The sequence below is a fragment of the Microbacterium sp. NPDC057407 genome, assembly GCF_042803895.1.
In the GTDB taxonomy this organism is placed as follows: domain Bacteria; phylum Actinomycetota; class Actinomycetes; order Actinomycetales; family Microbacteriaceae; genus Microbacterium.
In genome coordinates, this window is the sequence record NZ_JBHVCA010000003.1 from 363,026 (window position 1) to 387,449 (window position 24,424).

Consider the following 24,424-nt stretch of genomic DNA (forward strand, 5'->3'; position numbering starts at 1 on the left):
CGACTGGTAAGGCGGCCCCGCCTCAGCCGAGCTCGTCGACCAGCTTCGACGCGAGCCCGTCGTAGGTCGCGGGGGTGAGTGCGAGCAGGCGCTCCTTCGCGGCGTCGCCGATGTCGAGACCGCGCACGAACTCGGCCAGCTCGGTCGCGCCGACCCGGCGCCCGCGCGTGAGGTCTTTGAGCAGGGCATAGGGGTCGCTGATCTGCGACCGGCCGGCGGCGATCTCTGCGCGCACGACCGTCTGAATCGCCTCGGCGAGCACCTCCCAGTTCGCGTCGAGGTCGGCAAGCAGCACGTCTTCGGCGAGCGAGATCTCACCCAGGCCGCGCTGCAGGTTGTCGAGCGCCAGCAGCGAGTGGCCGAACGCCACCCCGATATTGCGCTGTGTCGTGGAGTCGGTGAGGTCGCGCTGCAGCCGGCTCGTGACCAGGGTCTGAGACAGCGTCGCGAGCAGGCCGCCGGCGATCTCGAGGTTGGCCTCGGCGTTCTCGAACCGGATCGGGTTGATCTTGTGCGGCATGGTCGACGAGCCCGTGGCGCCGGCCACCGGGATCTGCGTGAAGTATCCGATGGAGATATAGGTCCACACGTCGGTGGCGAGATTGTGCAGGATGCCGCCGGCATGCCGCACCCGGTCGTAGAGCTCGACCTGCCAGTCGTGCGACTCGATCTGGGTGGTGAGCACGTTGAAGCCCAGGCCGAGGCCTTCGATGAACTCGCGCGTCAGCGCGGGCCAGTCGACGTCGGGGTCGGCCGCCAGGTGGGCCGACCACGTGCCGGTCGCGCCCGAGAACTTGGCCAGGTAGTCGCCGGACTCGATCTGGTCGGCGACGCGCGAGAGCCGCCACGCGAACACGCCCAGCTCCTTGCCCATCGTCGTCGGCGTGGCCGGCTGGCCGTGGGTGCGCGAGAGCATCGCCGCATCCCGGTGCCGGACCGCCAGCTCGGTGAGGGCGCCGATCACGGCCCGCAGCTTCGGCAGCCAGACCCGCTGGACGGCGCGCTGCACCGTCAGCGCGTACGAGGTGGAGTTGATGTCTTCGCTGGTGCACGCGAAGTGGGTGAGCTCGGCGATCGCGTCGAGTCCCAGCGCCGCCAGCCGGTCGCGCACGAGGTACTCGACGGCCTTCACGTCGTGGCGGGTCACCGCCTCCTTCTCGGCGAGCCAGTCGATCTCGGCCTGGCCGAACTCGAGGTAGAGCGCACGCAGGCGGGCCTTGTCGTCGTCGCTCAGGGGTGACGTGCCGAACAGCGACCGGCCGGTGAGGGCGATCAGCCACTCGACCTCCACCTCGACCCGCGCACGATTGAGCCCGGCCTCCGACAGGTAGTCGGAGAGGCCGGCGACGGCGGCCCGATAGCGCCCGTCGAGCGGGCTGAGCGGCTGCGGCGGAAGGGCGGCGGCGGAGGGGGAAGAGGTCACGAGGCTCCCGTCGGAACGCAGGGGGCGAGGCCGGCGTCAGTGCACCGGACGGATCGCGGGTTCGAGCTGCCGGAAGAGCGCCCGGCTCGCGCTTTCGATCATACCGAGCACCTCGTCGAACATTCCGGGCCCGGCATAGTACGGATCGGGAACGTCGAGAGTGCTCGCGCTTGGGTCGAACGACAGCAGCAGCGCGATCTTGTCGGCGTCGCTCTCGCTGCGCGCCCATCCGCGCAGGATTCGCTCGTGGCTGCGGTCGAGCGCCACGACGAGGTCGCTCTGCGCGAAGTCGGTCTGGGTGAACTGGCGGGCGCGATGGCGCGTGCCGTCGTACCCCGCTCTCCCGAGAGCCTCGATGGTGCGCTGGTCGGCCCGTTCGCCGACGTGCCAATCCCCCGTGCCGGCGCTCGTCGAGGCGACGCGCGAGCCGAGGCCCGCGGCATCCGCGAATCCTCGGAAGACCACGTCGGCCATCGGCGAGCGGCAGATGTTGCCGGTGCACACGAAGATCACGCGGAAGGGATCCCCAGTGCTCGCCGCCATGCAGACCATTCTGACGTGCGACCGAGCGCTGCCCAAGAGCGGGAAGACAGACGCGGAGTGCGGGTGGCCACCGAACGTTAACGAACTCTCCTCCGGCGCGCCTTCCCAGGCGGATGCCTCTGCCATAGCGTGGCGGGGAAGGCCGATCCGGCCTTCTTCCATGTCCAGGAGGTTCCGTGCGCCGTCCCCACCGTGCCATCGTCGCCGTCGCCGCTGCCGGTGCCATCGCCCTGACCGGGTTGATCGCACCACCGGCGACAGCCGCTGAAGCCCCGGCCGAGCTCTTGCTGAGCGAGGTCGTCGAAGGCTCGAGCAACAACAAAGCCGTCGAGATCTACAACCCCACCGGCTCGCCGGTCGACCTGTCGGCGTACACCGTCCGGATGTACTTCAACGGCTCGGCGACCTCGACGCTGAGCGTCCCTCTCAGCGGCACGGTCGCCCCGGGCGACGCCTTCGTGCTCGTGAACGGGTCGGCCTCCGACGCGCTCAAGGCCTTCGGAGACCAGATCACGGCGGGCAACTGGTTCAACGGCGACGACGTCATCGCGCTGTTCCGTGGCGACACCGCGGTCGACATCTTCGGTCAGATCGGCGTCGATCCGGGCACCGAGTGGGGCTCGGGAAGCACCGGGGCAGCGGATGCCTCGCTCCGTCGTCAGGCGAACGTCTGCGTCGGCGACACCGACGGCACGAACCCCTTCACCCCCGCCGACCAGTGGGACGGCTTCCCGATCGACACCTTCGCGGACCTCGGCACGCATGCCGTGGACTGCGAGGGCGAGGAGGAGCCCCCTCCGACGGCCGGCTGCGACCTCGAGAACGTGACGATCGGGTCGGTGCAGGGAGCGGGCGCCGCGTCGCCGAGGGCCGGTGAGACGGTGCTCGTCGAGGGCACCGTGGTCGGCGACTTCCAGTCCGGGGGCTTCAACGGCTACTTCGTGCAGGACGCGGGTGACGGCGACCCGGCCACCTCTGACGGCGTCTTCGTCTACGCGCCCGGCGGCGACGCCGTGGCGGTCGGCGACGTCGTGAGCGTCGTGGGCGTCGTGACGGAGTTCGACGGACTGACCGAGATCGCGGCCATCGACATCGAGGTGTGCACGACGGGGGCGGAGCTGCCGGCGCCGGCCGAGCTCTCGCTCCCGGCCACGCCGGAGCAGCGCGAGGTGCTCGAGGGCATGTACGTCACCCTCCCGCAGAGCCTGGCGATCCTCGAATACTTCGAGTACGGCCGGTTCGGCACGATCGATGTCGGGCTGACCCGCCAGTCGACCCCGACGGCCGTGTACCTGCCGAGCGACCCGCGGGCGGCCGCGCTCGCGGAGTCGAACCTCGCCGAGCGCATCACGATCGACGACGGGCGCAGCAGCCAGAACCCCGACCCCGCGATCCACCCCAACGGCGAGGAGTTCACGCTCACGAACACGTTCCGCGGCGGCGACCTCGTCACCGAGGTGACGGGTGTGCTCGACGAGCGCTTCGGCGGCTACGTCATCCAGCCGACGCAGGGGGCGACGTTCGAGGTCGCGAACCCGCGGCCCGAGGTTCCGGATGTCGGCGGCAACGTGACCGTGTCGAGCTTCAACGTGCTCAACTACTTCACGACCCTCGACGACCCGAACACGAACGCCGACAACGACATCGCCCGCGGCGCCAACACGGTCGAGGAGTTCGAGCGGCAGGAGGCGAAGATCGTGGCCGCGCTCGCCGAGATCGACGCCGACGTGTTCGGCCTCATCGAGATCGAGAACAACGCCGACAGCCAGGCGCTCGCGACATTGACGGCCGCGCTCAACGAGTACCTCGGCAGCGACGTCTACGACTACATCGCGACCGGCAAGATCGGGACCGACGTCATCACCACGGCGCTGATGTACAAGCCGTCCGAGGTGACGCCGGTCGGGGACTTCGCACTCATGAACCAGGCGAAGGATCCGCGCTGGCTCGACAACCGCAACCGTCCGGGCCTCACCCAGACGTTCGAGGACGCGGACGGCGAAGCCTTCACGGTCGTCGTGAACCACCTGAAGTCGAAGGGCTCGGCGTGCACCGGAGAGGCCGCGGATCCGCTGCAGGGCGAGTGCAACATCGTGCGCACGAACGCCGCGAATGCGCTCGCCGACTGGCTGGCGACCGACCCCACCGGCCAGGGCACGGTCGGACGCGAGCTCATCATCGGAGACCTGAACGCCTACGACAAGGAAGACCCGATCCAGGCGCTCGTCGCGAAGGGCTACACCGACCTGATCCTCGAGCACGAGGGGGAGGATGCCTACAGCTACGTCTTCGACGGGCAGAACGGCTATCTCGATCACGCGCTCGCCGGGCCCGAGCTGGCCGCCGAGGTGACGGGCGCGTCGCCGTGGAACATCAACGCCGACGAGCCGAGCCTGCTCGACTACGACATGTCGTTCAAGCAGCCGGCGCAGGATGCGCTGTTCGCTCCCGACCCGTACCGCTCGAGCGACCACGACCCGGTCGTCGTGGGCCTCGAGCTCACGCCGCCCGACACGATCGCGCCGACCATCGAGGCGGTCGCCGTGCCGTCGTTCATCCTCGTGCCGAACAACAAGGAGCGCACGATCCGGGTGCGCATCGACGCCGAGGACGACCGCGGCGACGTGACGGTCGAGCTGACGGATGTCGCGGTCGACGGCAAGCCGAAGGCGAAGGTCACCCAGGTCGACGACCGCACCTTCACCGTCACGGCGGTCAACGGAGCGGTCTACACGTTCACCTATACGGCCACGGACGCCGCGGGCAACACCGCGACCGACAAGGCCTACGTGATCGTCGGGGTGAAGGGCCTGATCGGCTTGCTGTGAGCCGGGGCCGGTGATTCGAGGGGCGGATGCTGCGGCATCCGCCCCTCTCTCGTTCTGTTGCGGACGGGCTCGGTCCCGGTCGTGCCGCTTGTCGAGAATCTCGGAGAAACCCCGCGAAGCGACGCTCGAGCCGCCATCTCGTCGGCGTGTCTCCTGTTTTCTCGAACGTCGGGTTCACTGGCCGCAACTCGTTCACCGGCGAACGGAGCCCGAAGTGGACCAGACCGAATGGTGCGAGCGCTTCCTTCTGGAGATCGAGAAAGCATCGAAGGGCACCGTACTGCCCTTCGTCTACGTGGCAGGCGGCGTCTTCGACGGACACTATGCCGTCGTCATCTATCGCGAGCGACCGGAGTTCACTCCTTCCGGCCGTGTCTATGAAGCACGTGAGGAGATGCGGGCGTTCGAGGGTTCAACGCCCGAGGAGATCGCGGAAGCCGCGGTGGTCGGCGATATCACGGACCCGTCCGGCGTCGGCGAGTTCCACTCCTGGCCGTGGGCCGAGCAGCTGGCGGGCACCTCGGAGCCGATCGGGTGGCACGGGCCGCTGCCGATGGGCCGCTAGGCACTCTTCATGGCCAGCGCTACGGCAGGCGGCGAGTCGGTACGCGTGATCTGACTAAGCGGATGCTCCGGCAGCCGCCCAATTGTCGCCCCAGCGCGATCCCCCGCTCGGTTATCGCTCGCCTCCTCGCGCGTCGGCTACCCGCCAACGGTCGCTTCTCTCGAGGATGAACTCCGTGACATGCATCCTCTTTTCGCTCATGAAGGTCGCCTCTCCCTCAGCCAGCACCTTCAGGTCGCTCGTGTCCAACGTCACCGCGACGATCGCCTGTCGATCGCTGGCTTGAATCAGCACCGCTTCCGCGACGCGCGTCGGGCCCTCGTGCCGGACGTGCCCTTGAAGTTGCCACTGCTGGTCCTCCTCGATCGCGCGCTGCATCGAGTCGTCCACGCGAGCAAGGAGCGCTGCCGGAATGGGGGACGGATAGCCGTCTTGGGCCCAATCGCTGTATTCGTTCACGAAGGCGGTCGCTGTGTCGACCGGATCCTGACCCTGCGCTGGTTCACCACAGGCCGTCATCATCCCTCCAAGAAGAAGCAACCTCAGTGTTGTCGGGCAGCGCGGCCGCGCAAGAGATAGCCGGTCAATCTGTGGATAAGTTCGACATTCGCGCCGCGGCCTCCCTCCCGACGGATGGGCTGGCGCGGCCACTTCCTTCACATGACGGCCCCTTGCGGCGGAAGTGCACAGTGCGCCCGGTTTCTGCGGACCGCGGGCGATCCCCGCGGGAGCCTGGGGGCATGACGAACGACACGGCCAACGCGACGGCGGCTCAGCTCGACATCGTGGCGCGGGAGCTGAGCCTGCTTAGTGAGCGGTTGACCGACGCCGCCGCGCACGCGCGGGGACTCGCCGCCGCGACGGACTGGCGGGCGCGAGCGGCCGAGGTGTTCCACCAGCAGTCCGAGCGTTGGGCAGGCGCCGTGTCGAGTCTCGTGTGCACCGCCGAGACCGCGCGCATCGCCGCCGCGCGGGCGAGGGATGCCGCCGAGCTGCGAACGGCGGGGTGCTGGTGACCGCCGATATCGAGATCATCGGGGGCGGTGCGGTCGCTGTCGACACGACGACCCTCCGTCACACCGCTGCGCGCTTCGCCACGGCGGGCGTTGAGCTCGACGACATCCGATCCCGGCTCGGGGCGCTGCAGAACATGCTGCTGGTGGAGCGAGACGCCGCATGGGAGGCGGCGAGCGCGGCATCCGCCCTCTCTTCGCAGCTGCGCGACGCGTTCGACGAAGCGGACCGCATCGCGGCCGCACTGCGGGAGGCGGCCGCGATCTACGAGTTCGTCGAGCTCAACGCCGAGCACCGGGCCGCCGTCCTCGCAGGTGACCGCGAGGCGGTCGCCGAGCTGGATGCCGCTCGGGCCGCGCTACGCGCGAGACACCCCGACGCCGAGCTCGACGCGATGGGCGCCGAGTTCGAGCGGACGGTCATGTGGCCATCCGACCTCACTCGCCAGGCCACCGAGATCGGCTACTGGGCCGGCGACGAGGTCGGCCCCGAAGGGGCGATCATCGGAGGCGCCTCGCTCGGGCTCGCGACCCTCGGCATGGCGGCGGCGGCGGGGCTCACCGGCTCGGGAAGGATCAGCGCCGGCGCCCGGCTGCGCGGTTCCCCTCCGGACGTGACATTGGTCCCGGTCGCGCCCGCCACGGGCACGTCGGGCGGCCCGACCAGCCTCGCCGCCGTCACGCAGCGGATGCCGGGAGCCGGCGACTCCCGGGTACGCGTCGAGCGCTACACGATGCCCGACGGCTCGCGACAGTACGCCCTCTACGTCGCCGGCACGCAGAGCGCCGCCGTCGGCGGGAAGGACGCGTGGGACAACCGCTCGAACGCCGAGCTCTACACGGGCAACCGGTCGGCTTCGTACCAGGCGACGACCGCGGCGCTCGCCGCCGCGGGGGCGCGGCCCGGAGACACCGTCCACGCCTTCGGCCACTCGCAAGGCGCCATGATCGCGGCGCATGTGGCGATCGAGGAAGGGTACGACACACGCACCCTCGTGTCGTTCGGGTCGCCGGTCGAAGCCGACGTCGGCCGCTCGACCCTCAGCGTCGGCGTGCGCCACACCGACGACCCGGTCGCAGCCCTCGCGGGGGGTGGACACGTCGCCCCCGTCGGCGCACCCGGCAGCTTCGTCGTCGAACGCGAAGCCGACCCCGCCGCCGGGCTGCACGACGGGACGGTGCCGGCGCACCGCATGAGCGCCTACGCCGAGACGGCTGCCCTCGTCGACGCGTCGTCCGACCCGAGAGTCGGCGGCGTCAGGCAGGTTCTCGCTGAACTCGGCACCGCCGTCGAGGTCGACGTGGTCGAATACGCCGCGGTGCGCGAAGAGCGAACGGTCAGTCCTTGCGCTGCGGTCGCAGCAAGATGCCGAACACCCAGTTGATGAGCGAGATGATGACCGCCGCCACGAGGCCGAGCCAGAAGTCCTCGACCCGCAGGCCCCAACTCCAGAAACTCGTGATCCACGCCGTCAGCCACAACAGGAAGGCGTTGATCACGAGCCCGATGAGCCCGAGGGTCAGGATGTACAGCGGAAAAGCGAGCACCTTGATGACGGTGCCGATGAACGTGTTGACGAGGGCGAAGATCGCGGCCACGAGCAGCAGCGTGAGCACGAGCTGGAGCGTCTCGCCCGGCGGGAACGGGATGATCGTGACCTGCAGCGCCGTGATCAGGGTGACCACCCAGATCGCGAACGCGTTGATGACGACGCGAATGACGAAGCGCATAGTGCGCAGTTTGGCACGCCGCCGACCCCGGTGCGAGGACGACGGGGCGTGTGTTCGGACGTCCACGCATCCTCACGCCCGCGCTCGACCCGCTCGTAGACTCGGCAGGGTGACCGACGACTCCGACATTCCCATCAGGGTCCGGCCCGAGATCGCCGCGCTGCCCGCTTACAAGCAGGGCCGCCAGGCGGGGGCGGATGCCTTCAAGCTGTCGAGCAACGAGAACCCGTTCGACCCTCTTCCCGGCGTGCTCGAAGCAGTGCAGGCCTCGGCGACCGCGGTGAATCGGTATCCGGATGCCTCGGCCGGCCGCCTGCGTCAGCGCCTCGCCGAGCGGTATGGCCTCGACGTCGACGCCGTGCACATCGGGGCGGGAAGCGTCTCGATCCTCGCTCAGCTGGTGCAGGCCACGTCGGGCCCCGGAGACGAGGTGATCTACGCATGGCGCTCGTTCGAGGCCTACCCGTGGCTCGCTGTGGTCGCGGGCGCGTCCGCCGTCCAGGTGCCGCTCACCGACGACTACCGGCACGACCTCGACGCGATGGCCGCGGCGATCACCGACCGCACCCGGGTCGTCATCGTCTGCAGCCCGAACAACCCGACCGGACCGATCGTCACCCAGGACGAGTTCGACGCCTTCGCGCAGAAGGTTCCCTCGAACGTCCTCATCGTGCTCGACGAGGCCTACTCGGAGTTCGTCACCGACCCCGCCGCCGTCGACGGCACCCGCATCCTCTCGGCACGGCGCCACCCCAACGTCGTCGTGCTCCGCACCTTCTCCAAGGCGTTCGGTCTGGCGGGGCTCCGCGTCGGCTATGCGCTCGGCCACGCCCGCATCCTTGACGCGGCGCGCACCACCAGCATCCCGCTGTCGGTGACGGCTCCGGCCGAAGTCGCCGCACTCGCCAGCCTCGACGCCGAGGAAGAGCTGCTCGAACGGGTCCGCGCGATCGCCGAGCGGCGCGACCGCGTGGCGTCCGGCCTCCGCGACGCCGGCTGGGACGTTCCCGAGGCCCAGGGCAACTTCGTGTGGCTCCCCGCGCACGACGAGACGCTCGCGGTCGCGCAGGCCTTCGACGATGCGGGGCTGATCGTCCGACCGTTCGCCGGCGACGGCATCCGCATCTCCATCGGCGAAGAGGAGTCCGTCGAGAAGGTGCTGGCGATCGCGGCCCAAGCCGTGCGCGACCTCCCCTCGGGGCATCGCGGCGCGCGGGCGGGGGTGCAGTCATGACCTTCGCCGACCCCGCCGTCCCTTCGCCGACAGGACCCGAAGAGTCCGTCGTCCGCTTCCTCGCCGAGGACGGGTCGTTCACCCCCTCGCCCGCCGCCGAGCCGTACCGCGAGCTCGTCGACAGGCTGAGCGACGCCGACCTCGAGGGCTTCTACCGCGACATGGCGGTGATCCGCGCCTTCGATGTGCAGGCCACCAACCTGCAGCGCCAGGGTCAGCTCGCGCTCTGGCCCCCGAGCTTCGGGCAGGAGGCCGCGCAGGTCGGCTCCGCCCGCGCCGCCCGCCCGCAGGACCACCTCTTCCCGTCGTACCGCGAGCACGTCGTGGCGCGGATCCGCGGCGTCGACCCGGTCGACATCATCCGGCTCATGCGCGGCCTCACGCACGGCGGGTGGGACCCGACCGACCCCAAGAACGGCAACACGCACATCTACACGCTCGTGCTCGGGGCGCAGACCCTTCACGCCACGGGCTTCGGCATGGGCCTCGTCTTCGACGGGCGCTGCGGCACCGGCGACCTCGACCGCGACGAGGCCGTCATCGTCTACTACGGCGACGGGGCGTCGAGCCAGGGCGACGTGCACGAGGCCATGGTGTTCGCCGCGAGCTACCGCACACCCGAGGTCTTCTTCCTGCAGAACAACCAGTGGGCGATCTCCGTCCCGGTTGCCACGCAGTCCCGGGCGCCGCTATACAAGCGAGGCGAGGGGTACGGGATGCCGAGCATCCCGGTCGACGGAAACGACGTGATCGCCAGCTGGGCCGTCACCCGGGTCGCGCTCGATGAGGCGCGGTCGGGACTCGGGCCGCGCGCGATCGAGGCGATGACGTACCGCATGGGCGCCCACACGACCAGCGACGACCCCACCAAGTACCGCACCTCCGACGAAGAGGAGTCGTGGCGCCGCCGCGACCCGATCGCGCGACTCGCGACCTATCTGCGGGCACAGGGGGCGAGCGACGCCTTCTTCGCCGACGTCGACGCCGAGGCGAAGGCCGTCGCCGATGACGTCCGCACCCGCACCAACGCCCTCGGCGGAATCGAGGCCGACTCGATGTTCACCCACGTCTACTCCGAGCAGCACCCCGTGGTCGAAGAGCAGCGCCGCTGGCTCGCCGACTACGAAGCATCCTTCCAAGGAGGCGCCGCGTGAGCACCACGACCACCACAGTACGCGGGCCCGAGGCGACGACGGCGACCGCGCCCGTCACCATGCCGATCAGCCGCGCCCTCAACGCCGGGCTGCGGGCCGCGCTCGCCGCCGACGACCACGTCCTCCTCATGGGCGAGGACATCGGCCGCCTCGGCGGGGTCTTCCGGGTGACCGAAGGCCTGCAGGCCGAGTTCGGCGACCGTCGCGTCCTCGACACCCCCCTCGCCGAGTCCGGCATCGTGGGAACCGCGATCGGCCTCGCGATGGCCGGATTCCGTCCCGTCGTCGAGATTCAGTTCGACGGGTTCGTGTTCCCGGCGTTCGACCAGATCACGACGCAGCTCGCGAAGATGACCAACCGGCACGAGGGTGTCCTGCAGATGCCCGTCGTCATCCGCATCCCGTACGGCGGCCACATCGGCGCCGTCGAGCACCACCAGGAGAGCCCCGAGGCGTACTTCACCCACACGCCCGGGCTCCGGGTCGTCAGCCCGTCCACGGCCAACGACGCCTACTGGATGATCCAGCACGCGATCGCCTCCCCCGACCCCGTGATCTTCCTCGAGCCGAAGAGCAAGTACTGGCAGAAGGGCGAGGTCGACACGTCGGCCCCCGCGCTGCCCCTTCACGCCAGCCGAATCGTCCGCCGCGGCACCGACGTCACGCTCGTCGGTCACGGAGCGATGGTGACGACACTGCTCCAGGCGGCGGCGCTCGCCGAGTCCGAGGGCACGAGCTGCGAGGTCATCGACGTCCGATCCCTCTCGCCGATCGACTACGGACCCATCCTCGATTCGGTGCGTCGCACCGGGCGGATGGTCTACGCGCAAGAGGCCCCCGGCTTCACCAGCCTCGGCAGCGAGGTCGCGGCGACCGTCATGGAGAAGGCGTTCTACGCCCTCGAAGCGCCGGTGCTGCGCGTGTCCGGCTTCGACCTGCCCTTCCCCCCGGCGAAGCTCGAAGGCGCCTACCTCCCCGACGCGGACCGCGTCCTCGAGGCCGTCGACCGCGCCCTCGCCTACTGACCCAAGGAGTCCGCATGAGCACGCAGACGTTCGTCCTGCCCGATGTCGGCGAGGGTCTTACCGAAGCCGAGATCGTGTTGTGGCACGTCGCCCCCGGCGACGCGGTCGCCGTCAACGACGTCCTCGTCGAGATCGAGACGGCGAAGTCCCTCGTCGAACTGCCCTCGCCCTTCGCCGGCACGGTCGGCGAACTGCTCGCCGCCGAGGGTGCGACGGTGAACGTCGGTGCGCCGATCATCACGATCGCGTCGACAGCGGATGCCGCGGGCCCGGCGACCGTCGGGCAGACCGAGCACGGCGCACCTGCCGACGCCCCCGCGCCCGAGGGCGAGGGCGCGGTGCTCGTCGGATACGGCACCGGAGGCCCGGTGCAATCCCGTCGGCGCAAGCCGGTCGCGACGACCCCCCGGCAGCGCGTCCAGTCCTCGGTCGGCGTCATCGCGAAGCCGCCGATCCGCAAGCTCGCCCGCGACCTCGGCGTCGACCTCGCCAGCGTCGAGCCCACCGGGCCCGCGGGAGAGGTCACCCGCGACGACGTCGTGAAGCGCGCCTCGCAGGCCAGCGTCTTCCGCAACATCGAGACCCCCGCCTGGGGCGACGTGCGCGAAGAGACGATTCCCGTCCCCCCGGCGCCGGCCGCGGCATCCGTCACCCCCGCCGCTGCTCCGGAAGCCGATCCTCGCGAAGAGACGATCGCGGTGAAGGGTGTGCGCAAGGCCACCTCGTCGGCCATGGTGCAGTCCGCCTACTCGGCGCCGCACGTGTCGGTGTGGACCGACGTGGATGCCACCCGCACGATGGAACTGGTCAAGCGGCTGAAGGCCTCGCCGGACTTCGCCGACATCAAGGTCTCCCCGCTGCTGATCATGGCGCGCGCCGTGATCTGGGCCGTGCGTCGCACCCCGATGGTGAACGCCGCGTGGGTCGACGCCGACGGCGGTGCGGAGATCCGCGTGCGCCGATACGTGAACCTCGGCATCGCGGCGGCCACTCCTCGCGGATTGCTGGTTCCCAACATCAAGGACGCGCAAGACCTCTCGATGCGCGACCTCGCCCGCGCGCTCGAGAAGCTCACGCTGACCGCACGCGAAGGCCGCACCACCCCGGCCGATCAGCAGCACGGCACCATCACGATCACCAACATCGGCGTCTTCGGGATGGACGCGGGCACCCCGATCATCAACCCCGGCGAGTCCGGCATCGTCGCCCTCGGCACCATCCGGCAGAAGCCCTGGGTCGTCGACGGTGAAGTGCGGCCGCGCTGGGTCACCACGGTGGCGGGCTCTTTCGATCACCGCGTGATCGACGGCGACGGGATGTCGCGCTTCATCGCCGACGTCGCCTCGATCCTGGAAGAGCCTGCGCTGCTGCTCGACTGAACCCTCGCCACACGCGCGCGCGTTTGACTCGCCGGTCGGGCGTGTGTGCAATATGTTGCATGCCGATCCCCGCCGCGTCGCCGAAGAAGAGCCGATCGCTTCTGCGCGACGACGTCTACCGGCAGTTGCGCGACGCGATCGTCGACGGCACGCTCGCTCCCGGTGAGAGCCTCCGCGACGGCGACCTCGCCGAGTGGCTCGGCGTCAGCCGCACCCCCGTGCGTGAAGCTCTCCTCCGCCTCGGCGAGAGCGGCCTGGTCGTCGCGCAGCCCGGCAGGTCGACCGCCGTCGCGGTGGTCGAGGAGAGCGCGGTGCGCGGTGCCCGGGACGTCGTCGCCGCGATGCACGAACTCGCGGCGCGAGCAGGCGTCCCGACTCTCGACGCCGATCGGCTCGAGCAGATGCGAAGCGCCAACGAGCGCTTCACCGCCGCGATCGAAGAGGGCGACTCCGAAGCCGCCGTCGCCGCAGATGACGAGTTCCACGGCGTGCTCGTCGCCGCAGCTGACAACGCCGCACTGAACGCGGTCCTCGAGCTGTACACGCCCGTGCTCCGCCGAGCGGAGGTCCACCGCTTCGTGTCCGTCGACCGGTTCGCTGCAGCCGACCGGCACGCCCGACTCATCGACTTGTGCGCTGCGGGTGACGCCGAAGGCGCCGCGCAGCTGGCCTTCCACACCTGGCACAGCCTGCCGCTCAACAACGACGGCGCGTCCTAGCGAGACGCTCTCCCGGCCGGCCGAGGTTAGGGCCGGCCGGGACCGGTCTCAGCGAACCGCGACGAGCGCGTTCTCCGCGGCGGTCGCGATCACGTCCGCCACCACGGCGGACTGTGTCACGTACAGCGCGTGGCTGGCGGGAACATTCGTGATCTGCGCCCCGATGCGGGTCGCCATGTGCTGAAGCATCGCCTGGTCGAAGGCGCGGTCATCGGTGGCGATGACGGCCCAGCTCGGCTTGTCGCGCCACGCCGCGTTCGTGACCGGCGTCGCGAACACCGACATGTTGATCGGCACCTGCGAGTCACGCAGGAAGGCCGCGTCGGCATCCGTCGTGTCCGCCGCGAATCCGGCCTTGAAGGCGTCCGGGTTGAGATACCCGAACCCGTCGGCGCCGACGTCGATGACGAAGTCGGGCGTCGGTGCGAACCCCTCGTACTGCTGGGCGGTGTTCTCGCCGGCGTCGGGCGCGAGCGCCGAGACATAGACGAGCCCTGCCACGTTCTCGTGCGTTCCGGCCTCGGTGATGACGGTGCCGCCCCACGAATGACCGACGAGGATGGCCGGACCATCCTGCAGGTCGAGCACTCGCGTCGTCGCCGCCACGTCGTCGGCGAGCGAGGTCAGCGGGTTCTGCACGATCGACACGCGGTATCCGCGCGCCGTGAGGTTGTCGTAGACGCCCCTCCATCCGGAGCCGTCGGCGAAGGCGCCGTGTACCAGCACGACGTTCTTGATCGGTGTGGTGTCGCTCATGTCCGTTCCTTTCCCTGGAGAGCCGTTCCGGCTCGCTGGATGTAACGCAATATATTGCATGCAGTATTCCCCGGGGAAGCAGGCGACTTCAAAAAGCCATCGCGTCGCGTGCGCCCCGGTCGACCGACCGGATTTGAGAACGATTATCAATACCCGTAGGGTGGAGCCATGACCCGCCACCACCGCCTCTCGTACGCCGGCCTGGCCGCAGCTTCCGCTCTCGTCCTCGCCGGCTGCGCGAGCGGCAACGCTGCCGGGGGACAGCAGTCGGGCGACGACGCGATCTCGGTGGTGGCCTCGACCAACGTGTACGGGCAGATCGCCGAGGCGGTGGGCGGCGACCTCGTCGACGTCACGTCGATCGTCACCAACGAGTCGCAGGACCCGCACTCGTTCGAGCCGAGCGCACGCGACCAGCTCTCGGTCGCCGAGGCCGACCTCGTGATCGAGAACGGCGGCGGCTACGACGGGTTCATCGACGGGATGATCGAGTCGGCCGGCATCGACGTCCCGGTCGTGACAGCGGTGGAGTACTCGCACGCCTACCCCGAGAACGAGGGGCACGACGCCGAGGCCGAGGAAGACCACGCGCACGACCACGACGCCGACGGGCACGACCACGACCACATCGAGGGGTTCAACGAGCACGTCTGGTACGACCCGCACACCGTCGCCCATGTCGCGGAAGCGATCGCCGTCGAGCTCGGCGAGCTGAGCCCCGACGACGCCGAGGCCTTCACTGCGAACGCTACGGCGTTCGCCGCAGAGGTCGAGGGGCTCGAAGAGTCCCTGGCCGAGATCGAAGCCGCGCACGGCGGTACGGGCGTGTTCGTCACCGAGCCGGTCCCCGCGTACCTGCTTGAGGCGGCCGGCCTCGAGAACGTCACTCCCGAGGCGTTCAGCGAAGCGGTCGAGGAGGGGCAGGATGTCCCGCCCGCCACCCTCCTCGAAGCCATCGACCTCATCGAGAGCGGCGACGTCGCCCTCGTCATCACCAACACGCAGACCGCGGGCGCCGAGACCGCGCAGATCGTCGGCGAGGCCGACGGCCGCGGCATCCCGACGCTCGCGTTTTCGGAAACCGTTCCCGAGGGCCAGACTTACATCTCGTGGATGCAGGCGAACGTCGAAGCGCTCGGGGACGCGCTGGACGCGTGACCACCGCGCCCGTCGCTCTCGAGATCCGGGATGCCTCGCTCCGGCGCGGCGACCGCGAGCTCTGGGCGGGACTCGACCTCACGGTCCGGGCCGGCGAGCTGATCGCCGTGCTCGGACCGAGCGGTTCCGGCAAGACGACCCTGCTGCGGGCCATCCTCGGACTCGAGCCGCTCAGCGGCGGGTCGATCACCGTGCTCGGCGAGCCGGTGCGCACGAAGGGCAGCCGCCGCATCGGCTACCTGCCCCAGTCTCGCCCGCTTCCGCCCGACACGGCACTGCGCGGCCGCGACCTCGTCACGCTCGGGGTCTCGGGTCACCGGTTCGGGCCGCCGATCCCCCGCCGCGGCGACTCCGCGAAGGTCGACGCGCTCATCCACGCCGTCGGCGCCGACGACTTCGCCGACCGCCCGGTCGGGCAGCTCTCCGGCGGTGAGCAGCAGCGCCTGCGCGCGGGCCAGGCGCTCGCCGACGACCCCGGGCTGCTGCTGTGCGACGAGCCGCTCACCAGCCTCGACCTCGCCAACCAGCAGGCCGTCATCGGTCTCATCGATCGTCATCGACGAGAGAAGGATGCCGCGGTCCTGCTCGTCACACACGACATCAACCCCGTACTCAGCAACGTCGACCGCATCCTCTACCTCGCCAACGGGCGGTTCACGCTGGGCACCCCCGACGAGGTGCTGACGTCCGAGACCCTCAGTGAGCTCTACGGCGCCCCCGTCTACGTGCTGCGGGCCGGCGACCGGCTGGTCGTCGTCGGCGCACCGGATGCCGAGGCATCCCACCACCATCACCACGACGAGGACCACGAATGAACGGGGACGACGTCTGGGATGCCATGTTCGGCGGCCTTCCCGTCTACGGCGACATCCTGCTGCTCGTCTCGAACTCGGTGTGGGCGGGCGCCGTGCTCGGTCTCGTCGGGGGACTGATCGGCGTGCTCGTCATGCAGCGCGACATGGCGTTCGCGGTGCACGGCATCAGCGAGCTGTCGTTCGCCGGTGCGGCGGCGGCGCTCCTCATCGGTGTGGACGTCGTGACGGGATCGATCGTCGGCTCGCTCATCGCCGCCGCGCTCATCGGGTGGCTCGGCGCACGCGCGCGGGACCGCAATTCGATCATCGGCGTGCTCATGCCGTTCGGGCTGGGCCTCGGCATCCTGTTCCTGTCGCTCTACGACGGGCGGAGCGCCAACCGCTTCAGCCTGCTCACCGGGCAGATCGTGTCGGTGCAGTCCGGGCAGCTGGGCTGGCTCATCGCGATCAGCGCGGTCGCGCTGCTCGGCCTGCTGCTCATCTGGCGGCCGCTCCGGTTCGACTCGCTCGACCCGCAGTCCGCCGCCGCCCGCGGCGTGCCGACGACCGCGGTGTCGCTCGCCTTCATGCTGCTGCTCGGTCTCGTCGTCGCCGTCGCGGTCCACATCATCGGCGCCCTCCTCGTGATGGCCCTGCTCGTCACGCCGGCCGCGGCGGCTATGCGCATCGCGACCGGTCCGCTGTCGGTGCCGGTGCTCGCGGCCGTCTTCGGCCTGGTGTCGGCGGTCGGCGGCATCCTGCTCGCGATCATGGGCACGCTGCCGGTGAGCCCGTACATCACCACGATCTCGTTCGTGATCTATCTCGTGTGCCGCGTGATCGGCGCCCGCCGCGGCCGGGTGGTCCGCGAGCCGGTCGGCGCATGACGCCCGGGAACCGTCCAGGCCCCGCCGGTAGACTCCCCGGCATGGTCCAGCGCAACACGTGGCAGCGCGAACGCGTGCGCGAGGCGCTCGCCGACGCCCGCGGCTTCGTGAGCGCCCAGTCGCTGCACGCGATGCTGCGCGACGAGAACACGGGGATCGGTCTCGCCACCGTCTACCGCACGCTGGCCGGGCTCGCCGCCCGCGGCGACGCCGACTCGCTGCAGAGCCCCGAGGGCGAAGCTCTCTACCGCGCCTGCACGAGCACGGGCCACCACCACCATCTGATCTGCCGCAACTGCGGGCTGACGGTCGAGATCGAGGCGACCGACGTCGAGCAGTGGGCCAAGCGCACGGCCGAGAGCCACGGGTTCCGCGACGCCGCGCACATCGTCGATATCTTCGGGCTGTGCGCCACGTGCGCAGCCGCCCAGGACGAGCGTGACCCGGACTGAGGTCCGTCCCGCCGCGCCGTCGCGCACGGCCCGCACTCTCGTCGCGCTCTCGATCGGTGCGGCGGTCGTCGCGGCGCTCTTCGCGATCGACGCGTTCGCTCCCGCACTGTTCCCGGCTTCGCTGCCCACCCGCGCGCAGGACGGCCTGACGCTCGCGATCAGCGTCCTCATCGAGTCGCTCCCGTTCGTCATCCTCGGCGTGGTGCTGTCGATCGTCGTGCAGGTGTGGGTTCCGCCGGGCGTGATCGAGCGATGGATGCCTCGGCGCGCGTGGGCTCGCCGTGCCGTGCTGTCGCTGCTCGGGATGCTGGTGCCGGTGTGCGAGTGCGGCAACGTGCCGTTCGCCCGCGGACTGCTGATGCGCGGGTTCACGGTGCCCGAGACGATGACGTTCCTGATCGCCGCGCCCATCGTGAACCCGATCGTGATCATCACGACTCACCAGGCGTTCGGCTTCAGCGACGGGATCCTCGTCGCGCGGCTCGTCGGCGGCTACCTGATCGCCAACCTCATCGGATGGCTCTACAGCCGGCATCCGTCGCCCGACGCTCTGCTCACCGACCGGTTCCGCGACACGTGCGAGCTGGTGACCCACGAACCCGGCGGTCGCGGCCGGCGCACCCTCGCGCAGTTCGTCATCGAGCTGCGGGCCGTCATGCCGGCGCTGGTCATCGGCTCGGCGCTGGCGGGCGCCGTGCAGGTGCTGGTGCCGCGCGAGACGCTCGTCGCGATCGGGTCCGACCCCGCGCTGTCGATCATCGCGATGATGGCGCTCGCGATGGTGGTCGCCATCTGCTCGAACGTCGACGCGTTCTTCGCGCTGTCGTTCGCCTCGACCTTCACCCCGGGCGCGATCGTCGCGTTCCTGCTCGTCGGACCGCTCGTCGACGTGAAGATGATCGCGCTGATGCGCACCACGTTCACCACCCGCACGATCGCCGGGATCGTCGTGGTGGTCATCGTGTCGGCCTTCGCCATCGGGACGGCGGTGAACCTCCTTGCGTAACGCCGGATGGGTGGGCACGCGGTGGCTCGGCGTCGGGCTCGCCGCGATCCTCGCCGTCGTCACGATCTCGCTCGCGATCACTGGACGCCTGAACCTCTACATCAACCCCGACTCGACGTGGTTCGCGGTGTCGATGTCGATCGTCGCGCTCGTGGGCGCCGTGGCGTCGTTCGCTCTTCCGCTCGGCGCCGAGGCCGACCACGGGCACGACCACGGTCCATCCCCGTCGAGTCGCCAAGACACGCCGTCGGGGCCGGCCGAGGAACGGCGTGTCTTGGCGACTCACGCGCACTCGCACAGCGGCCGGATCGGCACCGCGGCGACCGTCGCCGGCGGGGTCGCGGCATCCGGTGTCGTCGTCTTGACGCTGGTGCTGCCGCCCGCGTCGCTGTCGGCCGACCTGGCGATGTCGCGCGACGTCGGCGCCACTCCCCTGTTCGCGGGATCGGATGCCGTCACCCTCGCCTCGAGCGGAGACACGTCGTCGTTCGGGGTCGGCGAATGGGCGACCGTGTTCGCTACGGCGACCGATCCCGACGCCTTCGACGGCGATCCGATCGAGCTCACCGGCTTCGTCACGCCCGGCGAGGACGGCGACTTCGATCTCACGCGCCTCGTCATCACCCACTGCGTCATCGATGCGCAGCCGGCCAGCCTGCCCGTGGCCGGCGGCTCCGCGCCCGCGACCGGCGAATGGGTGACCGTCACCGGCACCGTGCGGGCGACGTCCGACGGGCGGCTGCAGATCGACGCCGATTCCGTGGAGCGCATCGACGAGCCGCAGGATCCGTATGAGTACTGAGCCGGCGACCCGCCGCGCCCGCGGACGGCGGCGGCGGGGTCGGGCGTTCGCCTCCGCCTTCGCGATCGTCGTGGGGGTGCTCGCCGTGATCGGACTCGCCGGCGCGGCGGCGACGGTGGCGCTCGGACCGCGGGTCACCGACGTGCAGGTCGATCCGGCTGCGGCGGTCGAGGCATCCGGGTCCCGGCTCATCGTGACCACCACGCAGTCGCTCGCCGACGTCGACGCCTCTCAGGTCACGGTCACGCCCGACACGCCTTTCGCCGTCGACACAGCGGGGCGCAGTGTCGGTGTGCGGTTCACGCTGCCGCTGTGGGACGACACCGACTACCGGGTCGAGATCCGCGACGTCCAGTCGGTGGCCGGCGGCCCGTCCGCGACGATCACCGAGACCTTCCGCACGCCCGCCGCGCACATCGAGCTGCTGCAGCGCGGCGACGGCGAGGACACGATCTTCCGCACCGACCTGTCGGGTGAGAACGCCGAGCCGATCTTCACCCACGGGCACATCGAGGATTTCCGGGCGACCTCGACGCACCTCGTCATCTCGGTGCGCACCGAGGACGACCAGGCCGGGCTGATCATGACCGACCTCGACGGGGGGAACCCCCGCGAACTTCCCCTGCCCGGGGACGGGTTCGCGTCGAACCTGCAGAGCTCCGATCGCGGCGACGTCGTCGGGTACACCTTCTCGGATGCCGACCTCGACGCCGACAGCGGGCGGGAGAGCCGCCTCTACACGGCGTCGCTGAAGCAGCCAGACGCGGCGCCGCAGGCGGTCGAGGTGGAGGGCGCCGACCCTCGCATCGCCGAGTGGCGCTTCGTGCCCGACACCGACAGCATCCTGCTCCTGTCGTTCGACGGATCGCTGCTGCTCACCGGGTCGGACGGCGCCGGTGCGACCGCCCTCGGCAGCGCGGTCACGATCGAGGGCATCGCCCGCGGCTCGTCCGAGGCGATCATCGAGCGGGTCGACGGCATGGCGACGCTCGACCTCACCGACGCGACGGAGGAGCCGCTGGTGGAGCCGGCAGGTGATGTCGGGCCCGCGACCACCGTCACGCCGCTGCCCGACGGCTCGACGATCCGCACCGCGGCGGTGCTCGACGGTGAGACCCCGACCGGTCGCACGTCGATCTCGCTCGTCGCTCCCGACGGCGAGACGACGCTGCTGTCAGAGGTGCCCGAGACGGATGCCGTGCTGCAGGTGTGCGTGTCGCCCAGCGCCCGCTACGCCGCGGTTCTCGTCGCGCCCGACGCGATCTCGAACCCCTACGACACCTACCAGCTGCCGCTGCCCGAGCGCCCCGAGACCCGTGTGATCGACATCGCCTCCGGCGAGCCGCTCGTCGCGCTCACGGGTTCATCCGTCTCGTGGTGCCAGGTGCCCCCGGTCTGACCTCGGCGCGTTACGGTTCGTGGCTCTCGCGTCGTCGGGTTCGTGCGGTAGCGCCGTCGGTCCCGCGCGGTCGGAATCGGCATCCGCTCCTCGTTTGAGCAGCCGCGAACGCCGGTTCCGGCCGCGGGAGCCCGCCGACGAGGCAGGCACCGCGGGCCAGCTGCGCCAAGCCCGGCTCAGCCCGAGGTCGATCGCTTCGCGGGCTCGGGCACCGGGATCGTCGACGGCAGACCTCGGGCGAGCACGATCCCGATGAGCGTGAGCGCGAACACGAGGAACAGCGACTGACGCAGCGACTGCACCTGCGTGTCGGCGTACGTCTGCGCGACCTCGGTCGCGACCTCCTGGCTGCCGCCCGCGTCGAGCACGGCCTGCTCGGCCTGCTCCTGCGAGATGATCGGGGCCCCGTCGGCCGTGGCTTCGACGACCTGCCGCTTCACGTCTTCCGACAGCGTCGTGCTCGCCGACACAGCCGAGCCGAAGCCCGCCGTCATCAGCAGGATGAACACCGAGCCGACGATCGCGGTCCCGAACGACGACCCGAGGTTCTGGAACGTGCCCTGCAGACCGCCGACCTCTGACGTGTCTTCGGACGAGACCGCCGACATGTTGACGTTGCCGAGCTGCGACGCGAGCAGCCCGAACCCGGCGCCGACGACGAACATGCCGAGCGCGAACAGCAGATCGGTCAGCTCGGGCTGCACTGCGGCGAAGACGACGAACAGGCCGAGACCCAGCGTGAACTGCCCGATCCGTGCGATGTTGCGAGCCGACCGCACGGTCGAAAGGCGCGAGCCCACGACCGAGAACACGATCAGGCCGACCGAGAGCGGCAGGATCTTCAGGCCCGTCTGCAGTGCGTCGTACCCGAGGATCGTCTGCAGGTAGACGGGCACGACGAAGAACAGGGCGGCGATCGCGAAGTACTGGGCGAGGAACATCGTCAGCCCGCTCCGCAGCGCGGGGATGCGCAGCATGCTCACCTTGAGCAGCGGCATCCGTCCTGTGCTCTCGAGCTTCTTCTGCCTGCGAACGAACCACGCGAGCACGAGGATCGCCACGACGATGAGGTACGCGACCGGCGACACCCCGAAGGGCGCGAGGGGGACGCCGCCGATCTCCGGCGGCGCGAGCGGCACGATCCAGCCCCACGTCTTGCTCTGCAGCACCGCGAAGACGAGGATCGCCATCCCGCTCGCCGACAGCACGACGCTGAGCAGGTCGATCCGCAGGCTGCGGTCGCCGGGCTTGTCCTTCACGCGGCCCGAGAAGATCAGGACCAGCACCATGATGACCGTCTCGCCGACGAAGACGTACCGCCACGACGCATAGGTCGTCATCAGACCGCCGATGAGCGGGCCGGCTGCGGCGGCGAACCCCGTGATCGCGCCGAGCGCCGAGAAGGCGATGACGCGCTCGCGCCCGTCGTAGTTGATGGCGGCGAGGGCGGCGATCGCCGGGATCACGAGGATCGCCCCCAGGCCCTCCACGAGCGACCATCCGAACAGCAGCACGGTGAGGTTCGGCGCGAGCGCGGTGGTGAGCGACCCGATCCCGTAGACGATCGATCCGATGCGGAACGCCGCGCTCCGCCCCCACTTGTCGCCGAGCTTGCCGCCGGAGAGCATGAACGCCGCCATGGTGAGCGCATAGAACGTGATCGCGGCCTGCATGCCGCCGATGTCGGTGCCCAGGTCGGCGGCGACGGTCGAGATCGACACGTTCATGACGGTGCTGTCGAGCACCATCACGAACTGCGACACACCCAGCAGGACGAGCACGATCCACCGCTTCATGGCCGGATGCTAGCGACCGACGCCGTCCCGCGGAATCGCCTGACCCAGGTGAGATGCGCGATGCGTAGACTCCCGGCATGTCCGAGCACCGCCCTGCCACCCGCGACGATTTCCTCGGACTTCCCGCCGACGTCGCCCCCCGGCTGCTCGGCGCGCACCTCACCACCGAGGTCGGGGGCGAGACGGTCGTCGTGCGGCTGACCGAGGTCGAGGCGTACCACGGTCTCGGCACGGGCGACCTCGCCGACCCGGGCTCGCACGCGCGCATGGGTCCGACCGCGCGCAATGCGACGATGTGGGGCGAGCCCGGGCACCTGTACGTCTACCTCTCCCACGGCATCCACTCCTGCGTCAACGTGGTGTGCGGACCGGTGGGCACGGCGGGCGGGATCCTGCTCCGCGCGGGGGAGGTGATCGAGGGGACGGATGCCGCGTCCCGCCGCCGCCCCGCGGCGCGCACGCCGCGCGACCTGGCCCGCGGCCCGGGTCGCCTGGGCGATGCGGTCGGGCTGCGGCATCCGCTTCACGACGGCATCGACGCGATCACCGGCGAGCCGCGCCACGGGGCTGTCGCGCGTCTGACGCTGCCGGGCCAGCCCCTGACCGGGATCGCCCGCGGACCGCGCGTGGGCGTGGCCGGCGAAGCGGGAACTGCCGCGTTCCCGTGGCGGTTCTGGATTCCGGGTGAGCCGACCGTGTCGGCGTTCCGGTGGGGTCGTGGCGCCCAGGTCGCGGCCGAGGCCGCCCGTGTCGGGGCCGAAGCACCTGCCGTGCTAGACTGACTCTTTGTCTGCGCGCACTCCAGCACGCAGTTCGTATCCCACTCTCCTCCGGGCCTTCACGGGCCGGGTGAGACGCGGGGTGCAGACAAGGGATCTTGGGTGGGGCCGTCCGGCTCCACGGTACTAAGGAGACATCACTATGGCAGCAGTGTGCCAGGTGACTGGAGCAGTTCCCGGCTTCGGTCACAACATCTCGCACTCGCACCGCCGGACGAAGCGTCGCTTCGACCCGAACGTGCAGAAGAAGACCTACTTCGTTCCGTCGCTGGGTCGCAACATCAAGCTGAACGTTTCGGCCAAGGGCATCAAGGTCATCGACGCCCGCGGCATCGAGGCGGTCGTGCGTGACCTTCAGGCGAAGGGTGTGAAGCTCTAATGGCCAAGAAGGCACAGGACGTCCGTCCGATCATCAAGCTGCGTTCGACCGCCGGCACGGGCTACACCTACGTGACGCGCAAGAACCGTCGCAACAACCCCGACCGCATCGTGCTCAAGAAGTACGACCCGGTCATCCGCAAGCACGTCGAATTCCGAGAGGAGCGCTGATCCATGGCTAAGAAGAGCAAGATCGCGCGCAACCAGCAGCGCCAGGAGGTCGTCGACCGCTACGCCGCCAAGCGCGCCGAGCTGAAGAAGGCTCTCGTCGACCCCAACTCGACCGACGAGCAGCGCGAGGCCGCTCGCGTGGGCCTGCAGAAGCTGCCCCGCAACGCGTCGCCCGTTCGTCTGCGCTCGCGGGACGTCATCGACGGCCGCCCCCGTGGTGTCCTCACGAAGTTCGGCATCTCGCGTGTCCGCTTCCGTGACATGGCTCACCGTGGCGAGCTGCCCGGCGTGACCAAGTCGAGCTGGTAAGCATCACCGCCTGAAGGCCCGGAGTTCCTCGGAACTCCGGGCCTTTCTGCTGTGCGCGGCTCGTTCGCGAACATCGGGCGCGGCACTTTCCTGCGAGCGCTACCTCGCGCGACGCAGCGCTCG

General features: G+C 70.1%; 26 protein-coding genes. 20 read left to right on the top strand and 6 right to left on the bottom strand.

Annotation, left to right across the window (positions count from 1 at the left end; genetic code table 11):
* Positions 1–22: 22 nt before the first annotated feature.
* Positions 23–1,423, bottom strand: a complete 1,401-nt coding sequence (gene purB, locus ACFUTX_RS10455; RefSeq protein WP_378863825.1) for an adenylosuccinate lyase — start codon at positions 1,421–1,423, stop codon at positions 23–25.
* Between the two features lie 36 nt (positions 1,424–1,459).
* Complete coding sequence (locus ACFUTX_RS10460) at positions 1,460–1,966, bottom strand: low molecular weight protein-tyrosine-phosphatase (protein WP_378863828.1); 507 nt, start codon at positions 1,964–1,966, stop codon at positions 1,460–1,462.
* A 176-nt stretch (positions 1,967–2,142) separates the two neighbouring features.
* Here ACFUTX_RS10460 and ACFUTX_RS10465 point away from each other — a divergent pair, with 176 nt between their 5' ends.
* Entirely contained in the window at positions 2,143–4,794 is a 2,652-nt protein-coding gene (locus tag ACFUTX_RS10465; protein WP_378863830.1) for an ExeM/NucH family extracellular endonuclease, read from the top strand.
* Positions 4,795–5,008: 214 nt separating this feature from the next.
* Complete coding sequence (locus ACFUTX_RS10470) at positions 5,009–5,359, top strand: hypothetical protein (RefSeq protein WP_378863833.1); 351 nt, start codon at positions 5,009–5,011, stop codon at positions 5,357–5,359.
* A 111-nt stretch (positions 5,360–5,470) separates the two neighbouring features.
* Here ACFUTX_RS10470 and ACFUTX_RS10475 read toward each other — a convergent pair whose 3' ends face one another.
* Complete coding sequence (locus tag ACFUTX_RS10475) at positions 5,471–5,881, bottom strand: hypothetical protein (RefSeq protein ID WP_378863836.1); 411 nt, start codon at positions 5,879–5,881, stop codon at positions 5,471–5,473.
* 218 nt (positions 5,882–6,099) lie between these two features.
* On the opposite strand from ACFUTX_RS10475, the gene ACFUTX_RS10480 reads away from it, so the two are divergent.
* Positions 6,100–6,375: a hypothetical protein gene (locus tag ACFUTX_RS10480; RefSeq protein ID WP_378863839.1), complete on the top strand. Its 276-nt coding sequence runs from the start codon at positions 6,100–6,102 to the stop codon at positions 6,373–6,375.
* On the top strand, positions 6,372–7,757 hold the full coding sequence (locus tag ACFUTX_RS10485) for a hypothetical protein (protein ID WP_378863840.1): 1,386 nt from the start codon (positions 6,372–6,374) through the stop codon (positions 7,755–7,757). Before ACFUTX_RS10480 ends, ACFUTX_RS10485 begins: the two co-directional genes overlap by 4 nt.
* On the opposite strand, the gene ACFUTX_RS10490 is transcribed toward ACFUTX_RS10485, so the two are convergent.
* Positions 7,711–8,103: a phage holin family protein gene (locus ACFUTX_RS10490; protein WP_378863843.1), complete on the bottom strand. Its 393-nt coding sequence runs from the start codon at positions 8,101–8,103 to the stop codon at positions 7,711–7,713. The two genes, ACFUTX_RS10485 and ACFUTX_RS10490, sit on opposite strands and share 47 nt — an antisense overlap.
* 109 nt (positions 8,104–8,212) lie before the next feature.
* On the opposite strand from ACFUTX_RS10490, the gene hisC reads away from it, so the two are divergent.
* From hisC to ACFUTX_RS10515, 5 genes are read left to right on the top strand one after another with little or no spacing between them, the layout of a single operon-like run.
* A complete protein-coding gene (gene hisC, locus ACFUTX_RS10495) occupies positions 8,213–9,337 on the top strand; it encodes a histidinol-phosphate transaminase (protein WP_378863845.1) in 1,125 nt (374 codons plus the stop codon).
* Positions 9,334–10,491 carry a thiamine pyrophosphate-dependent dehydrogenase E1 component subunit alpha gene (locus tag ACFUTX_RS10500; protein ID WP_378863848.1) on the top strand — a complete coding sequence of 386 codons (1,158 nt, stop codon included), beginning with the start codon at positions 9,334–9,336 and terminating at the stop codon, positions 10,489–10,491. Before hisC ends, ACFUTX_RS10500 begins: the two co-directional genes overlap by 4 nt.
* 59 nt (positions 10,492–10,550) lie before the next feature.
* Positions 10,551–11,516, top strand: coding sequence for an alpha-ketoacid dehydrogenase subunit beta (locus ACFUTX_RS10505; RefSeq protein WP_378864639.1), 966 nt, complete (start codon positions 10,551–10,553; stop codon positions 11,514–11,516).
* Between the two features lie 14 nt (positions 11,517–11,530).
* Positions 11,531–12,895, top strand: a complete 1,365-nt coding sequence (locus tag ACFUTX_RS10510; RefSeq protein ID WP_378863851.1) for a dihydrolipoamide acetyltransferase family protein — start codon at positions 11,531–11,533, stop codon at positions 12,893–12,895.
* Positions 12,896–12,954: 59 nt separating this feature from the next.
* Positions 12,955–13,614, top strand: coding sequence for a GntR family transcriptional regulator (locus ACFUTX_RS10515; protein ID WP_378863854.1), 660 nt, complete (start codon positions 12,955–12,957; stop codon positions 13,612–13,614).
* A gap of 48 nt (positions 13,615–13,662) precedes the next feature.
* Here the strand turns inward: ACFUTX_RS10515 and ACFUTX_RS10520 are convergent, their stop codons facing one another.
* On the bottom strand, positions 13,663–14,370 hold the full coding sequence (locus ACFUTX_RS10520; protein WP_378863856.1) for an alpha/beta fold hydrolase: 708 nt from the start codon (positions 14,368–14,370) through the stop codon (positions 13,663–13,665).
* 168 nt (positions 14,371–14,538) lie between these two features.
* Here ACFUTX_RS10520 and ACFUTX_RS10525 point away from each other — a divergent pair, with 168 nt between their 5' ends.
* From ACFUTX_RS10525 to ACFUTX_RS10555, 7 genes are read left to right on the top strand one after another with little or no spacing between them, the layout of a single operon-like run.
* Positions 14,539–15,528 (top strand): metal ABC transporter solute-binding protein, Zn/Mn family, encoded by a 990-nt coding sequence (locus ACFUTX_RS10525; protein WP_378863859.1) that lies wholly within the window; start codon positions 14,539–14,541, stop codon positions 15,526–15,528.
* Complete coding sequence (locus ACFUTX_RS10530; RefSeq protein ID WP_378863861.1) at positions 15,525–16,343, top strand: metal ABC transporter ATP-binding protein; 819 nt, start codon at positions 15,525–15,527, stop codon at positions 16,341–16,343. Before ACFUTX_RS10525 ends, ACFUTX_RS10530 begins: the two co-directional genes overlap by 4 nt.
* A complete protein-coding gene (locus ACFUTX_RS10535; protein ID WP_378863864.1) occupies positions 16,340–17,209 on the top strand; it encodes a metal ABC transporter permease in 870 nt (289 codons plus the stop codon). The genes ACFUTX_RS10530 and ACFUTX_RS10535 overlap by 4 nt, the downstream gene beginning before the upstream one ends.
* 41 nt (positions 17,210–17,250) lie before the next feature.
* The gene (locus tag ACFUTX_RS10540; protein ID WP_378863867.1) at positions 17,251–17,661 is read left to right on the top strand and encodes a Fur family transcriptional regulator; all 411 of its coding nucleotides are present in this window, start codon (positions 17,251–17,253) and stop codon (positions 17,659–17,661) included.
* Positions 17,648–18,667, top strand: coding sequence for a permease (locus ACFUTX_RS10545; RefSeq protein ID WP_378863870.1), 1,020 nt, complete (start codon positions 17,648–17,650; stop codon positions 18,665–18,667). Before ACFUTX_RS10540 ends, ACFUTX_RS10545 begins: the two co-directional genes overlap by 14 nt.
* 10 nt (positions 18,668–18,677) lie before the next feature.
* Positions 18,678–19,469 (top strand): TIGR03943 family putative permease subunit, encoded by a 792-nt coding sequence (locus tag ACFUTX_RS10550; RefSeq protein WP_378863873.1) that lies wholly within the window; start codon positions 18,678–18,680, stop codon positions 19,467–19,469.
* Complete coding sequence (locus tag ACFUTX_RS10555) at positions 19,459–20,868, top strand: hypothetical protein (protein WP_378863875.1); 1,410 nt, start codon at positions 19,459–19,461, stop codon at positions 20,866–20,868. The genes ACFUTX_RS10550 and ACFUTX_RS10555 overlap by 11 nt, the downstream gene beginning before the upstream one ends.
* Positions 20,869–21,044: 176 nt before the next feature.
* Here the strand turns inward: ACFUTX_RS10555 and ACFUTX_RS10560 are convergent, their stop codons facing one another.
* Entirely contained in the window at positions 21,045–22,664 is a 1,620-nt protein-coding gene (locus ACFUTX_RS10560) for an MFS transporter (RefSeq protein WP_378863878.1), read from the bottom strand.
* Between the two features lie 77 nt (positions 22,665–22,741).
* Here ACFUTX_RS10560 and ACFUTX_RS10565 point away from each other — a divergent pair, with 77 nt between their 5' ends.
* The 4 genes from ACFUTX_RS10565 (at position 22,742) to rpsN (ending at position 24,301) form a co-directional block, all read left to right on the top strand.
* The gene (locus ACFUTX_RS10565) at positions 22,742–23,446 is read left to right on the top strand and encodes a DNA-3-methyladenine glycosylase (RefSeq protein ID WP_378863881.1); all 705 of its coding nucleotides are present in this window, start codon (positions 22,742–22,744) and stop codon (positions 23,444–23,446) included.
* Between the two features lie 139 nt (positions 23,447–23,585).
* On the top strand, positions 23,586–23,822 hold the full coding sequence (gene rpmB, locus ACFUTX_RS10570; RefSeq protein ID WP_013584774.1) for a 50S ribosomal protein L28: 237 nt from the start codon (positions 23,586–23,588) through the stop codon (positions 23,820–23,822).
* Positions 23,822–23,992: a 50S ribosomal protein L33 gene (gene rpmG / locus ACFUTX_RS10575; RefSeq protein ID WP_005051772.1), complete on the top strand. Its 171-nt coding sequence runs from the start codon at positions 23,822–23,824 to the stop codon at positions 23,990–23,992. Before rpmB ends, rpmG begins: the two co-directional genes overlap by 1 nt.
* A 3-nt stretch (positions 23,993–23,995) precedes the next feature.
* Positions 23,996–24,301, top strand: coding sequence for a 30S ribosomal protein S14 (gene rpsN, locus ACFUTX_RS10580; protein WP_204981132.1), 306 nt, complete (start codon positions 23,996–23,998; stop codon positions 24,299–24,301).
* The last annotated feature ends 123 nt before the right edge of the window (positions 24,302–24,424 follow it).

Coding starts and splice junctions, on each gene's coding strand:
- ACFUTX_RS10460 (WP_378863828.1), bottom strand. CDS start 1,966: ATGGCGGCGAGCACTGGGGATCCCTTCCGCGTGATCTTCGTGTGCACC.
- ACFUTX_RS10475 (WP_378863836.1), bottom strand. CDS start 5,881: ATGATGACGGCCTGTGGTGAACCAGCGCAGGGTCAGGATCCGGTCGAC.
- ACFUTX_RS10480 (WP_378863839.1), top strand. CDS start 6,100: ATGACGAACGACACGGCCAACGCGACGGCGGCTCAGCTCGACATCGTG.
- ACFUTX_RS10490 (WP_378863843.1), bottom strand. CDS start 8,103: ATGCGCTTCGTCATTCGCGTCGTCATCAACGCGTTCGCGATCTGGGTG.
- ACFUTX_RS10500 (WP_378863848.1), top strand. CDS start 9,334: ATGACCTTCGCCGACCCCGCCGTCCCTTCGCCGACAGGACCCGAAGAG.
- ACFUTX_RS10505 (WP_378864639.1), top strand. CDS start 10,551: ATGCCGATCAGCCGCGCCCTCAACGCCGGGCTGCGGGCCGCGCTCGCC.
- ACFUTX_RS10510 (WP_378863851.1), top strand. CDS start 11,531: ATGAGCACGCAGACGTTCGTCCTGCCCGATGTCGGCGAGGGTCTTACC.
- ACFUTX_RS10515 (WP_378863854.1), top strand. CDS start 12,955: ATGCCGATCCCCGCCGCGTCGCCGAAGAAGAGCCGATCGCTTCTGCGC.
- ACFUTX_RS10520 (WP_378863856.1), bottom strand. CDS start 14,370: ATGAGCGACACCACACCGATCAAGAACGTCGTGCTGGTACACGGCGCC.
- ACFUTX_RS10525 (WP_378863859.1), top strand. CDS start 14,539: ATGACCCGCCACCACCGCCTCTCGTACGCCGGCCTGGCCGCAGCTTCC.
- ACFUTX_RS10535 (WP_378863864.1), top strand. CDS start 16,340: ATGAACGGGGACGACGTCTGGGATGCCATGTTCGGCGGCCTTCCCGTC.
- ACFUTX_RS10540 (WP_378863867.1), top strand. CDS start 17,251: ATGGTCCAGCGCAACACGTGGCAGCGCGAACGCGTGCGCGAGGCGCTC.
- ACFUTX_RS10555 (WP_378863875.1), top strand. CDS start 19,459: ATGAGTACTGAGCCGGCGACCCGCCGCGCCCGCGGACGGCGGCGGCGG.
- ACFUTX_RS10560 (WP_378863878.1), bottom strand. CDS start 22,664: ATGAAGCGGTGGATCGTGCTCGTCCTGCTGGGTGTGTCGCAGTTCGTG.
- ACFUTX_RS10565 (WP_378863881.1), top strand. CDS start 22,742: ATGTCCGAGCACCGCCCTGCCACCCGCGACGATTTCCTCGGACTTCCC.
- rpmB (WP_013584774.1), top strand. CDS start 23,586: ATGGCAGCAGTGTGCCAGGTGACTGGAGCAGTTCCCGGCTTCGGTCAC.
- rpmG (WP_005051772.1), top strand. CDS start 23,822: ATGGCCAAGAAGGCACAGGACGTCCGTCCGATCATCAAGCTGCGTTCG.
- rpsN (WP_204981132.1), top strand. CDS start 23,996: ATGGCTAAGAAGAGCAAGATCGCGCGCAACCAGCAGCGCCAGGAGGTC.